Annotated in this window: 14 protein-coding genes; 7 read left to right on the top strand and 7 right to left on the bottom strand. The window is 44.8% G+C overall.

The genetic code is table 11. The features are described from left to right. The 7 genes from B2Y23_RS11930 to secF all read left to right on the top strand — a co-directional run. A partial coding sequence (locus B2Y23_RS11930; protein ID WP_291371015.1) for an S-adenosylmethionine:tRNA ribosyltransferase-isomerase occupies positions 1-134 on the top strand: 134 nt, incomplete at its 5' end. 26 nt (positions 135-160) lie between these two features. Further along, a complete protein-coding gene (locus B2Y23_RS11925) occupies positions 161-1,189 on the top strand; it encodes a hypothetical protein (RefSeq protein WP_291371009.1) in 1,029 nt (342 codons plus the stop codon). A 28-nt stretch (positions 1,190-1,217) separates the two neighbouring features. Next, the gene (locus B2Y23_RS11920; protein ID WP_291371007.1) at positions 1,218-1,784 is read left to right on the top strand and encodes a LemA family protein; all 567 of its coding nucleotides are present in this window, start codon (positions 1,218-1,220) and stop codon (positions 1,782-1,784) included. 243 nt (positions 1,785-2,027) lie between these two features. After that, on the top strand, positions 2,028-3,158 hold the full coding sequence (gene tgt, locus B2Y23_RS11915) for a tRNA guanosine(34) transglycosylase Tgt (RefSeq protein WP_291371005.1): 1,131 nt from the start codon (positions 2,028-2,030) through the stop codon (positions 3,156-3,158). Positions 3,159-3,263: 105 nt separating this feature from the next. After that, complete coding sequence (yajC, locus tag B2Y23_RS11910) at positions 3,264-3,593, top strand: preprotein translocase subunit YajC (RefSeq protein ID WP_291371003.1); 330 nt, start codon at positions 3,264-3,266, stop codon at positions 3,591-3,593. 51 nt (positions 3,594-3,644) lie between these two features. Next, positions 3,645-5,546 (top strand): protein translocase subunit SecD, encoded by a 1,902-nt coding sequence (gene secD / locus B2Y23_RS11905; RefSeq protein WP_291357109.1) that lies wholly within the window; start codon positions 3,645-3,647, stop codon positions 5,544-5,546. Between the two features lie 10 nt (positions 5,547-5,556). Continuing rightward, a complete protein-coding gene (gene secF / locus B2Y23_RS11900) occupies positions 5,557-6,525 on the top strand; it encodes a protein translocase subunit SecF (protein WP_291357107.1) in 969 nt (322 codons plus the stop codon). Positions 6,526-6,644: 119 nt separating this feature from the next. On the opposite strand, the gene B2Y23_RS11895 is transcribed toward secF, so the two are convergent. From B2Y23_RS11895 to B2Y23_RS11865, 7 genes are read right to left on the bottom strand one after another with little or no spacing between them, the layout of a single operon-like run. Further along, positions 6,645-7,079 carry an excinuclease gene (locus B2Y23_RS11895; RefSeq protein WP_291357105.1) on the bottom strand — a complete coding sequence of 145 codons (435 nt, stop codon included), beginning with the start codon at positions 7,077-7,079 and terminating at the stop codon, positions 6,645-6,647. Between the two features lie 22 nt (positions 7,080-7,101). Beyond that, the gene (locus B2Y23_RS11890; RefSeq protein WP_291357103.1) at positions 7,102-8,322 is read right to left on the bottom strand and encodes a beta-ketoacyl-ACP synthase; all 1,221 of its coding nucleotides are present in this window, start codon (positions 8,320-8,322) and stop codon (positions 7,102-7,104) included. Further along, positions 8,322-9,047, bottom strand: a complete 726-nt coding sequence (locus B2Y23_RS11885) for a 3-ketoacyl-ACP reductase FabG2 (protein ID WP_291357101.1) — start codon at positions 9,045-9,047, stop codon at positions 8,322-8,324. The genes B2Y23_RS11890 and B2Y23_RS11885 overlap by 1 nt, the downstream gene beginning before the upstream one ends. Next, positions 9,044-9,481, bottom strand: coding sequence for a 3-hydroxylacyl-ACP dehydratase (locus B2Y23_RS11880; RefSeq protein WP_291371001.1), 438 nt, complete (start codon positions 9,479-9,481; stop codon positions 9,044-9,046). Before B2Y23_RS11880 ends, B2Y23_RS11885 begins: the two co-directional genes overlap by 4 nt. Further along, entirely contained in the window at positions 9,478-10,677 is a 1,200-nt protein-coding gene (locus tag B2Y23_RS11875) for a beta-ketoacyl-[acyl-carrier-protein] synthase family protein (RefSeq protein WP_291370999.1), read from the bottom strand. Before B2Y23_RS11875 ends, B2Y23_RS11880 begins: the two co-directional genes overlap by 4 nt. Before the next feature lie 11 nt (positions 10,678-10,688). After that, entirely contained in the window at positions 10,689-11,252 is a 564-nt protein-coding gene (locus tag B2Y23_RS11870; protein WP_291370997.1) for a DUF3261 domain-containing protein, read from the bottom strand. Then, complete coding sequence (locus B2Y23_RS11865) at positions 11,242-12,540, bottom strand: NAD(P)/FAD-dependent oxidoreductase (RefSeq protein ID WP_291370995.1); 1,299 nt, start codon at positions 12,538-12,540, stop codon at positions 11,242-11,244. Before B2Y23_RS11865 ends, B2Y23_RS11870 begins: the two co-directional genes overlap by 11 nt. Positions 12,541-12,549: the final 9 nt, after the last annotated feature.

The following is a 12,549-nucleotide window of genomic DNA, read 5'->3' as shown; positions in this document are numbered from 1 at the left end:
ATACCCTACTCATGCTGGTTTCAGCTCTATCTAATCGCGAAAACATCCTGAATGCTTACAAACATGCGGTTGAAAGCAAATACCGCTTCTTCAGTTATGGCGATGCCATGTTGATTGATAAAATCACGCCTTAATATTTGCCGATAAAAAGAAGCACGCCATGCCGCTCGATACTGTTAAACATTCGATTCATATTCGACGTAAAAAAAATGAACGGGTCTTTAATAATGTTGCGCGGCTTTGGGACATTACCCGCAAGGCGCAAACGCATCAAGATATTTTAGATTCCCTGCACCCCTGGAATGCTCCGATCGTGCTCAAGTTTGAAAATGTCCTCCCGTTACTTCTGGCAGCAGCAGGACTTTTTTTTATCCTGCTGATTTTTATCAATCCAGGCAATATCTGGATTCAGATCAGCCTGATCAGCGGTTTTTTTATGATTTTCTGGGCCTATATTAGCTACGAAGAAAGCAAGCCCGTGGATGAAGTCATTGAATATCTGGAACAGCAAACCATTGCCAAAAAATACAATCTTGCCTTCCAGCAACAGCCGCAACATCTTTCTGTTCCCATGCAACCGGTTTTATTTATTGCCCATTTAAAACGCCTGTTCCCGGTTTTTAACCAAGGCAGTATTTCCAATGACTTTCCCTATTACGCCAGCACCCAATGGACGGATGATGAAGGCAAACAGCATCAGGTCATGGTGTTTCAATATCATTATGTCAATGAAATCCGTATGCGTAATAAAGACGGCAATGAAGTACAAGTGAAAGAAGTACACAAAGATTTATGGGGTGTCTTTGTTTTTGATGTCGAAGTACAAGGGTTAGCTGTCACTACAGCTAACAAGGACTTTTATTATCCTTACAGTTTTCCCTGGCATACCAGTGATATACAAATCAATCAAAAACTCAATATTTTTGGCAGCGATGAAATGCAGATGGCGAAACAGCTCACCCCTGCATTTGTGCTGCGACTGGATGAATTTTTTGCCCAGCGTCAGGGCGATTTAATCTTCCATCCCGACAGTCATATCTTATGTTTTTTAGGGCCTGCCGATTTATTTCACATTTCAACACGGGCAAAAAATATTCAAGATATTTCTGCATTACGTGGACACTTACGTACTTTTAAATTACCTTATTTAGAAAGCTTACAGCTTGATTTAACGCAATTTTTAAAATAGTAATAATAGATGTTTGGGGGACAAATAAATGGGGTTATTGATTTTTTTATTGTTGATTATTGCCGTGATCGTGGCCTGTATCATAATCCGCAATAATATCGTGCGTCATCACAATGCTTCTATTCGTGCCTGGTCAGATGTGGCGAGCTATGAACGCCAGAAAATTAAAATTCTGGATGGCCTGCAACCTTTGGTGGAACAATATTCCAATTTTGAACAAGGTACTTTGGAAAAAGTCACCGAACTGCGCCAGAATATTTTAAATCTCAATGTAAACAATGCCGATGTTGCCCAGTTACAACGTATCGAAAGCCTCAATAAGGAATTGATGCGTAGTCTCAATGTGGTGGTAGAGAACTATCCCGAGTTGAAAGCCAATGAAATTTATCTAAAAATGATGAATGAAATTGAAGAGCAGAATGAAAATGTCGGGGCAGCCATTACCATTTTTAACCGTAATGTCGAACTGTTTAATAACAATATTCAGATTTTTCCCAATAACATCGTCAACACCATGTCACTGGGTAAAAAAGCCATTCGTCCCTTCCGCGATCTGGCAGCTACGCAGAATTTTGACTACCGACCGAATTTTTAAATTGTTAATATTAGAATAAATCAAAATATCGGCATGCAGAAAACCATCTTTTCTGTATGCCCATCCGCAGGGCAAGCAGAGCCACTCTTTCAGCTTATTTTCTTCAGCAAAAAAGAATCGAGTTAAAATTCGACAACACTGGCGTTTATGTGCGTAATCAAGGAAAATAGCGAACTTTTAGCGGCGAACTGTTTTTTCGCTCTTGCACTGCACGCAGTGCTTTGCTCTTGTTCAGGATATTTTATGAAGTTTGAGAAATTAGGTCAGTCGGGTCGTGCCCGTCGTGGTCGTTTAACGCTTGAACACGGCGTGGTGGAAACCCCTGTGTTCATGCCTGTCGGTACCTACGGTACAGTCAAAGGCATGCTCCCACGTGATGTTGAAGATATTAAAGCTCAAATTATTTTGGGTAATACTTTCCATCTTTATTTGCGTCCAGGTCTGGACGTGATTCGTGAACACGGCGGCTTGCACGAGTTTATGAAATGGAATAAACCGATTCTGACCGATTCAGGCGGCTTCCAGGTTTTCAGTCTTGGTGCCATGCGCAAAATTAAAGAAGAAGGTGTAACCTTCCGCTCTCCTATTGATGGTTCTAAGGTCTTCTTATCACCTGAAATTTCAATGGATATTCAACATACCCTGAATTCAGACATCGTGATGATTTTTGATGAATGCACGCCTTATCCTGCTACGCGTGAAGAAGCACAAAAATCTTTGCAGCTGTCCCTACGTTGGGCTAAACGTTGTAAAACCCATCATCATGATGTGTTAAAAAATAAAAATGCCCTGTTCGGTATCATTCAGGGCGGTATGTATGAAGACCTGCGTGATGAGTCACTGGCAGGCTTGAAAGAAATTGACTTTGATGGCTTTGCCATTGGTGGTCTGTCTGTTGGTGAACCGAAAGAAGAAATGATCAAGATTCTGGATCATCTTCCAACGAAAATGCCGGAAGACAAACCGCGTTACCTGATGGGTGTCGGAAAGCCAGAAGATATCGTGGAAGGCATCCGCCGTGGTGTAGACATGTTTGACTGCGTGATGCCAACGCGTAATGCACGTAACGGTCATTATTTTGTGACAGACGGTTTGGTACGTATCCGTAATGCCAAATATCGTCATGACCAGCGTCCGCTTGATCCGAATTGTGATTGTTACACTTGCCAGAATTTCACTCGCGCCTATTTATTCCATCTGGAAAAATGCGGTGAAATGCTCGGTTCTATGCTGGGGACTATTCATAACCTGCGTTATTACCAAAGGTTTACACAAGACATTCGAGATGCGTTAGATAATGGTACTTTTGATGAATATGTACAGGATTTTTATGCGCGTCGTGGTCTAGAAGTGCCGCCTTGTCCTGAAGATTAATCCATCAGCATTTGCGCTGAGGAAAAAGACAAGGTAAATTGCAGAGCAAGTCAGTTTATTTATCATGTAGTTGATAATACATTTTTTTTAGTTTAGGAAATTGAAATGAGCCTTTTTATTTCTACTGCTCACGCAGCAGGTGAAACTGCACAACAACCAAGTTTGGTGACTAACCTTTTGATGATTGCGGTTTTTGTCGCAATTTTCTATTTCCTGATCTGGCGCCCTCAAGCAAAACGCGCGAAAGAACACCGTACTCTGGTTGAAAGCCTGGGTGTAGGTAGCGAAGTTGTTTTTGCTGGTGGCCTAATGGGTAAAATCACTAAAATTGAAGGTGATTTTGCAGTGGTTGAATTAAGCCGTGGCGTAGAAGTAAAAATTCAGCGCGCAAGTGTGATTTCAGTTCTTCCTGAAGGCACATTAAATAATCTCTAATCAAAATTAGTCGTGCCCTTGCACGACTTTTTCATTTTAAGAAGAAAACAGATGCGTTACCCAGCATGGAAATATCTGCTGATCATTGTGGTTTTAATGATTAGCACATTATATGCCCTGCCTAGTTTGTACCCCGATGAACCTGCTGTTCAAATTTCGGGTGCCAAAGCTGGTACCCAAATTGATCAAAGCATCGTGCAAAAAGCAGAGCAATTATTACAAAGTGAAAAAATTACAAGCCATGACAACAGCTTTAGCAATAATGCTGCCCTTTTACGTTTAGACTCTTCCGAAGCCCAGTTAAAAGCTAAAGAAGTTTTACGTCGTGGACTTGGCGAAAATTATGTTGTGGCATTAAACCTTGCGCCAACGACTCCAGAATGGCTACAGAAAATTGGTGCCAAACCCATGAAACTGGGTCTGGATTTACGTGGTGGTGTTCACTTCTTGCTGGAAGTGGATATGGACAAGGCAATCAGTCAGCGTATGGAAACATCGGCGACTGATTTGCGTCGTCAACTGCGTGACAACAAACTGAAATTCAACAGCCTGTCTTTGAATAACAATACTATTACCGTACAGTTCGCCAACAACAGCGATCGTGACGCGGTGATGGATTTCTTACGCCGTAATGGTAATGAATTCAATCAGCAAGCTGTTGCATCCGAAACGGGTTCAACCCTGCGTTTGAATTATACCGATGTACGCAAGCAGGAAATTCAGTCTTATGCAGTCAACCAGAACTTAACCACTTTACGTAACCGTATTAACGAGTTAGGTGTAGCGGAAGCATTGGTTCAAACTCAAGGTAGCAACCGTATTGTGGTTGAATTACCAGGGGTGCAAGACACTGCCGAAGCGAAACGTGTATTAGGTCGTACAGCGAACCTGGAATTCCGTATCGTTTCCGATTTGAATGACCAGTATATCGATCCATATACCGGTAAGGCGTCAGGAAAAGCCTTACCGCCAGGTACAGAAGCTTTTGCTTATGAGTCACTGGATAGTGGTCGTGAATTACTGCTTAATCGTAACCGTATTCTGACCGGTGAACGTGTACAAAACGCATCGAGTGGCTTTAGCCAGGATACCGGTGGTGCTGAAGTAAATATTACTTTGGACAGCGCTGGCGGCAAACTGATGGCTGATGCAACCCGTAATGCGGTTGGTAAGCGCATGGCGGTATTGTTCATCGAGAACAAGCAGAAAATCAGTTATGTTCCAGATCCTGTAACCGGTGCGCAAACTGAAGTTCGTACGCCTTATGCAGAATCTGTCATCATTAATGCAGCAACCATTCAGGCAGTATTAGGTTCCCAGTTCCGTATTACCGGTCTGGATTCACCTCAAGAAGCGGCTGAACTTGCCTTGATGCTTCGTGCCGGTGCTTTGGCTGCGCCTATGTACTTCGTTGAAGAACGTGTCGTGGGTCCAAGCCTGGGTCAGGAAAATATTGACAAAGGCGTGTTATCAACTCAAATCGGTTTCATTCTGGTCGCAATCTGGATGGTGGTATTCTTCCGTCTATTCGGTTTAATTGCCAACTTTGCCCTGATTGCCAACCTGGCGATGATCCTGACAGTCATGTCATGGATTGGCGCATCCCTCACCCTTCCGGGTATTGCCGGTATCGTGATTACCATTGGTATGGCGGTCGATGCCAACGTACTGATCTGTGAGCGAATACGGGAAGAAATGAAATGGGGAGCATCGCCCAAACAGGCCATTGTCGCAGGTTATGATCGGGCCTATAACACCATTTTTGACTCGAACTTAACCACTTTCCTGGTTGCGTTCATTCTGTTTGCCATTGGTACCGGCCCGATTAAAGGCTTTGCAGTCACCTTGATGATTGGTATTGTCTGCTCGATGTTTACAGCCATTACTGTAACACGCGCGATCGTACAGCTTATTTATGGCAAAAAACGTAACTTGAAAAAGTTGAGCATTTAGGAGATCGAAGATGACTGATATGACTCAACCGAAAAAGAAATACGGTCGCCCGGATGATGAGCGCATCATAGACTTTATGAAAATTGCCAAACCTGCGGCAATTATCTCTATTCTTTTAACCCTGGCCAGTATCTTTTTTATTGCCACCAAAGGTCTAAACCTCGGTTTGGACTTTACCGGCGGTGTCTCTGCCGAGTTGAACTATAAACAACCTGCCAACCAGGTTGAAGTTATTCAGGCCTTGAGCCAGGCAGGTTTTAAAGATGCTGTGGTGCAAACCCTCGGTAGCAACAAAGACCTTTTGGTTCGTATGCCTGTGCAGGACATTGAAGTAGAAGATCTGAATAACGCCATTACCAAGGCGGCACAATTACCGAACAACCCTGCTGAAGTCCACAAAGTGGATTCTGTCGGTGGACAAGTCGGTAATGAACTTTATGTCCGTTCGGCAGGTGCCGTAGCCTTGGCTTTGCTGTTGATGCTGGTTTACGTGACTATTCGTTTCGAATTCAAGCTGGCGGTAGGCGCAGTGCTTTCGTTATTCCACGATGTCATTGTAACCATTGGTGTTTTTGCCATGATGCAATGGCCGTTTGACTTAACCGTACTGGCTGCCATTCTGGCACTGTTAGGCTTCTCGCTAAACGATAACATCGTGGTTTCTGACCGTATCCGTGAAAATTTCCGTAAGATTCGCGGTGCTACCCCTCGTGAAGTGGTCAATATTTCTTTGACCGAAACTTTACGCCGTACCATTCATACTTCCATGACCTTATTGCTGGTTGTGGTTGCGATGATGTTCCTGGGTGGTGAAGGTTTGCACTGGTTCTCTGTTGCCATGTTTATTGGTGTATTTGTCGGTACTTATTCTTCAATTTATATTGGTACTGCATTTGCCTTATGGCGCGGCCTGAACCGTCAAGACTTTATTGTACAAGTAAAACCTGAATTTGATGAAGAACAGGAAATTCCTAAGTAATTTTTGTTTGGTTTAAATTCTATAAAAAAGCCCATCACATGATGGGCTTTTTTTATCTGACTCAAAAATATAAAAATTATAGCTTCAACTCAATATTTAAAATCAGAGGCGCAGAAAGCTTATAACTTGGCAAGATCGCCTTTTAAAGCCACCCCTGCAACAGCCATACCCTTGGCACACTGGTAAGTCGTCGTGCTTCTTGTTTCATTGGATTTAAAGTAACTGACGATATTGGTGACTGCATTGGCACCCTGCGCTTTTGCCGTATTCTGGAACTGGATTAGAGCTGAACGCAATACATGATCACATGACGTTTCAGCAGATTTGGCAAAACCGTTTGTTTTTTTATTGGTGACCAGACCCTTTTGAATCACTTTACCGCCCGCTCTGGTTCCCGCCAGATAAAACTTAACTGAACCATCCAGTGTTCCATCTGCAACTGCACGATTTACAGCTTCCTGAAAATTGAAGTCATGCATTTGATCTGCAGCCTGAGCTGAAGCGACCCCACCAAAACACAATGCAGCTGTAAGTGTTAATTTTTTCATTAACATGATTTTTACCCTTTTGTTGTTGTTAAACCCGTTTAAAAATAAGGGAGGTATTGATTCCTCCAAAAGCAAAATTATTACTCATGATGATGTCAGCATGCATATTTCTAGAATCATTCACGATGTAATCCAGATCGCCACATGCCGTATCTATTTGTTCTAAATTTAATGTAGCAATAAACTGGCTACGTTGCATCATTTCAATACTCAGCCAGGCCTCAATTGCGCCACACGCACCCAACGTGTGCCCAAAATAGCTTTTTAAAGAGCTGATCGGTTTTTTGCCCAAAATTCTTGCGGTTGCCTGAGTTTCTGCAATATCACCCTGATCGGTCGATGTACCATGTGCATTGACGTAGCCAATCTGGTCTGCCGCAATTTGTGCATCTGACAGAGCCAGTTGCATACAGTGTCCCATCATGTCCGAATCTGGACGGGTGACATGCTGACCATCAGTATTGCTGCCATAGCCGATGATTTCTGCATAAATTTTGGCCCCACGGGCTTTGGCATGTTCATATTCTTCTAAAATTAAACAGCCTGCACCTTCACCCACCACCAGACCATCACGCTGGGCATCAAATGGACGTGGAGTTTTTTCCGGATGTTCATTTTGGCTGCTGGTGGCCAGCAACACATCAAATACCGCTGAACCTGCGGCACTCAACTCTTCCGCACCACCTGCCAGCATCACGGTCTGCTTGCCATATTTAATCGCTTCATAAGCCTGACCAATCGCCATTGAACCCGAGGTACAGGCACTTGAAGTCGGCAGAGTTAAGCCTTTCAAGCCAAAATAAACGGTCATGTTGACCGCACTGGTATGCGACATCATGCGGATATACGTGGTGGCATTGAGTTTGTTCATATTGTTATCAATCAACATGCTGCCAAACTCGCCAATCGCATCCACGCTACCGGCAGATGAACCAAAGGCTACACCGGTTTGACCACTGTTTAAGATTGGATCATTTAACAGACCGGCATCTTGCAGCGCTGTTTCAGCACATACGGTCGACATTAAAGCCACCCGTCCCATGCCGCGTGTTACTTTACGGTTAAAATGTTTGGGGATGGTGTAAGACTCTACCGGACCGCCCAATTTGCTGCGCAAGTCAGTATAAACTTCCCATTCCGGCATATAGCGAATACCGCTTTTACCCTGTTCAAATTGAGCAAAAACCTGATCTGCGGTTTCACCTAAAGACGTGATTCCCGCCATGCCCGTGACCACAACACGTTTCATCAAATCAAGCCTCCATTCACAGAGATCACCTGACGAGTGATATAACTGGCATCATCACTGCATAAAAATTTAACCACTTTCGCCACTTCATCGACCTGCCCCATGCGTTGTAATGGAATCATCTTCAAGGCATGTTCTTTGACTTCTTCAGTGACCATTTCAGTTTCAATCAAACCGGGTGCTACGCAATTGACGGTAATCTTGCGTTTCGCCAGTTCCAGTGCCAAAGCTTTGGTCGCGCCAATCAAGCCCGCCTTTGCTGCACTGTAATTGACCTGACCACGATTGCCCATTACACCTGACACAGAGGACATGGTCACAATGCGTCCGCCTTTTTTAAGACGGATCATCGGCATCACCAAAGGTTTTAAAACATTATAAAAACCGCCCAGAGAAGTCGAAACCACTTCATCCCAGTCACTGTCGGTTAAAGCCGGGAATGCTGCATCACGGGTTAAACCGGCGTTCAACACCACCCCGTAAAACGCCCCATGTTCTGCAACATCCTGCTCAAGCAATTGCATGACTTTTTCACGGTCATTCACGTCAAATAACAGTGCATGGCTGGATTGTCCCAAGGCATGAATTTCTTCTACGACTTGTTTTGCTTCTTGTTGTCTGGAACGCGCATGCACCGTGACATCAAAACCCGACTGTGCCAGTTGCAAGGCAATGGCTTTACCGATTCCGCGGCTTGAGCCGGTTACTAAAATTCGTCTACTCACTCTGACTTCCTGATATCTTCTTTCATTTCTGGCGGTTCAAATACACTCAACATGGCACTGAAACGATGTTCTCGGTATTCAATTTCACATTGAAACTGCCCCAACCCCTCATGTAAATAACCCTGTTCTGCTTTAATCCTGACGGTTTCCCCTAAAGCAAAATAAGCTACAGGCAACAGCATTTTACGCGTGCCCAATAAAAAACCGATTTTAGGCGGCAAGCCCAGCATTTGACCTTTATGGCCTGCATAGGCGCTGATGGTCTGCGCCATCAGTTCAATGCTGGTCCAGCTCGGTAAACCTTCAGCTTCACAAAACATCAACTCGGGGCGAATCACCAGTTCCGCAATTGCAAAATGTTCATTGGCTTCAATCAGATGATCGACAAACACCATGGGCTTTTGATGCGGGATAAACTGTACTGCATCCATCATTTCAGTTTTGTTCCAAAAATCAAACTAATATTGCTGCCGCCAAAGGCAAAAGAATTACTCATGACATACCGGATGGGCAGTTGCAGTGCTTCATTCAGCACATAGTTGGCTTCATCCAGCTCCGGATCGATACTGCCCGAGTGATGCAAAGGCAACCAAGATTGGGCGGCTAACACCTGCTGACAAATTACCGCCTCAATGGCACCGGCTGCACCCAGACAATGTCCGGTCTTATGTTTGCTGCTGCTGATCGGCACCTCATAGGACTGAAATACCGCCTGTACCGCTTTAATTTCCATGGCATCATTTTGCGGGGTCGATGTGCCGTGCATATTCAGGTAACCAATATCATTTGCACTGATCCCAGCCATATTCAAGGCTTTTTGCATGGCTTCGGCAGCGCCTTTGCCTTCCGGATGCGGTGCGGAAATATGCCAGGCATCCATCGATTCGCCGGCTGACATCAGCATTACCGGTGCAGTTTCTTTGGACAATAAAAACAGGCCTGCCGCTTCGCCAATATTGATGCCATCACGCTGTGCACCACAGGGCTGACACAGATCATTGGACAGGCTTTCCAGACTATTAAATCCATTCAAGGTCAGCTGACATAAGGTATCCACACCACCGACCAATACCGCATCCGCCAGACCGGCATTAATTAAACGCTGTCCTGCCGCCATGGCTTTGGCACTTGAAGAACAAGCAGTGGAAATAGTGTATGCCGGACCTTCCCAGCCCAGATACATTTGCAAGCCTTTGGTCAAACTGCCCATTTCCTGCTTGTAATGCTGAACTTCTACATCAGTCTGATGGTTAAAATATTGTTTCAGCAGTTTTTCATTATCGGCAATGCCCGAGGTCGATGTGCCTAAAATAATTGCCAAACGTTTGCGATCAAACTGTGCGGTATAGGCTTTCACATCCGCTTCAATTGACTTTAAAGCCGTCAAGGCAAAACGTAAATTACGCGAATCGACATTCTGTAAAAAATCTGGAATGCTGTCGATTAAGCCATGTTGATAAGCACCCACCCAGACCTGTTTTTCAGGAATAAATCCTGACGCCAAGCTCAAGCTATTTTGCTCGCTAGTCAGCGCCTGTTTGATCTGTTCAGCGCTATTGCCGAGTGCGGATAAACCCACACTGAACTGAATCCCGACTGCAGGATGTTGTGTATTGATTTGATCACCCATGATCATGCCTCTTATTCAGTGCTGTCCGTATCAGTATTCGCTAAACCATCATTAATAGGACTAACCACCATTTGATACGGCACCTGCAGATTATTCAGCTCAATCACATCATTCTGCTGCTGAATATTTAGCACATGCTGCTGGTTGATCCATACTTTCTGGGTCTGAGCGGAATTTTCAACCTGGACATTTTGCTGCTGGAGCTGGGCAAAATTCGGATAAGTGGCATATAAAATATCGCGCACCACAAATTCAAATGGCAATAGCTTCATTTGCTCGATGCGCTGTTCGACATGCACCTTCTGACCATCAAAACTGAGCTTGAACAGTTGCTGCCCAGTCAAGGTCAACGCCAGCATTTCCAGTTTTTGGCCTTGTTGCTGCTGATACAGCAAAAAGCTAAAACCCTGCTCTTTCCACTGGATTTCTAACTGATCCTGACGCTGGTAATTTTGTGCAGCCCAGGTAACCGTTGCCAGACCTTGTGCTTTGGGCAACATGGATTGACAGCCACTACATAGCAGCACTGCACTGATGAACATTCCCGCCCATTTCAGTTTCATTTTAAGCACCATTCATTTGTGTTTGCTGTAACTGCGGATCACGGCAATATTCCGCCAAGGTACTTAAACGCTTTTTGGCATTTTTATGAATCGGATTGGTGGTGTCCCAAGCATATCCGGCAAGTAAGGATGAAACCATCCGACGAATTTTTTCATCTTGCTGAGTCGAGAACACTACATCCTGAAATTCACCGCTATACCACGATTCCACATAGGCGCGGAACACCTGAATGCCTGCACGCAGCGGTTTTTCATACTGTTCCATCCAGTTAACTGGCTGCCCTTGCAGCACTTGATCCACCAATGGAATCGCCAGACTGGAAGATTTCAGCGCAATGGTGACGCCTGAAGAAAATACCGGATCGAGAAATTCACCAGCATTGCCCAGCAATGCATAGTTACGCTCAGCCAGATGTTTCACATTGGCAGAGTAACCGACTAGTGTCCGCACCGGCGTGTCAAACTTGGCATTGCGCAATACCTGCGACAGGCTTTCATCATCTGCCAGAATACGCTTCAATAAGGCCTCGACATCATAATCGGCACTGCCATCAAAGCCATAGTGTTCAAAGAAGTCCTGCTCTGCCACCACACCAAAAGATGAACGGCCATCGGCAAATGGAATCAGCCAGTACCACGCCCGATGATCTTTGGCATGCACCGTAATCAGGATTTTTTCCCGGTCAAAATCAGGATCATCCAAAATACCATCTTCAATGTGGGTAAACACGGCACGGCGTACCGGGAAATCGGATGGGCTTTCCAGATCAAGGAATTTTGGCAAAATCCGGCCAAAACCGCTGGCATCAAGTAAAAACCTGCCCTGAATCTGGTATACATTTTCCTGCTCATCTTTTACGCTGAGTACCGGATGTTCTGACGCAACATCAACATCAATCACTTCATGACCAAAGCGGATGTCTGCACCGAATTTTTCTGCCTGCTGTGCCAGTAAATAGTCAAAGTTGGCACGGCGTACTTGCCAGGTCGTGCCCGGTCCATCGCTAAATTTTTGGGTAAAGTCATAAAAACTGCGCTGCTTGCCTCTTAAGAATGCCGCGCCGTTTTTAAACTGAAATGCAAACTCGCCTACATGCTCACGTACCGTATCCAGCAGCCCGGCTTCTTCCAGAAAAACCATCGATTGTGGCAGCAATGATTCACCAATTGAAAAGCGTGGAAAATGTTGTTTTTCGATGATCGTGACCTGATAGCCCTTCTGGCGCAGCAATGCTGCTGCCGAACTCCCCGATGGCCCCGCGCCGATAATTAATACATCTGTGTGTTGCATGGTGCTCATTGCACTGTA

The organism is Acinetobacter sp. UBA5934, from assembly GCF_002430855.1.
Lineage (GTDB): Bacteria > Pseudomonadota > Gammaproteobacteria > Pseudomonadales > Moraxellaceae > Acinetobacter.
This window is presented reverse-complemented; position numbering and strand designations above follow the sequence as displayed.

Excerpts from the sequence above, each read along its gene's own strand:
- B2Y23_RS11890 (WP_291357103.1), bottom strand. The coding sequence starts at position 8,322 with ATGAAACGTGTTGTGGTCACGGGCATGGCGGGAATCACGTCTTTAGGT.
- B2Y23_RS11865 (WP_291370995.1), bottom strand. The coding sequence starts at position 12,540 with ATGAGCACCATGCAACACACAGATGTATTAATTATCGGCGCGGGGCCA.
- yajC (WP_291371003.1), top strand. The coding sequence starts at position 3,264 with ATGAGCCTTTTTATTTCTACTGCTCACGCAGCAGGTGAAACTGCACAA.
- secD (WP_291357109.1), top strand. The coding sequence starts at position 3,645 with ATGCGTTACCCAGCATGGAAATATCTGCTGATCATTGTGGTTTTAATG.
- tgt (WP_291371005.1), top strand. The coding sequence starts at position 2,028 with ATGAAGTTTGAGAAATTAGGTCAGTCGGGTCGTGCCCGTCGTGGTCGT.
- B2Y23_RS11880 (WP_291371001.1), bottom strand. The coding sequence starts at position 9,481 with ATGATGGATGCAGTACAGTTTATCCCGCATCAAAAGCCCATGGTGTTT.
- B2Y23_RS11870 (WP_291370997.1), bottom strand. The coding sequence starts at position 11,252 with ATGGTGCTTAAAATGAAACTGAAATGGGCGGGAATGTTCATCAGTGCA.
- B2Y23_RS11875 (WP_291370999.1), bottom strand. The coding sequence starts at position 10,677 with ATGGGTGATCAAATCAATACACAACATCCTGCAGTCGGGATTCAGTTC.
- B2Y23_RS11920 (WP_291371007.1), top strand. The coding sequence starts at position 1,218 with ATGGGGTTATTGATTTTTTTATTGTTGATTATTGCCGTGATCGTGGCC.
- secF (WP_291357107.1), top strand. The coding sequence starts at position 5,557 with ATGACTGATATGACTCAACCGAAAAAGAAATACGGTCGCCCGGATGAT.
- B2Y23_RS11925 (WP_291371009.1), top strand. The coding sequence starts at position 161 with ATGCCGCTCGATACTGTTAAACATTCGATTCATATTCGACGTAAAAAA.
- B2Y23_RS11895 (WP_291357105.1), bottom strand. The coding sequence starts at position 7,079 with ATGTTAATGAAAAAATTAACACTTACAGCTGCATTGTGTTTTGGTGGG.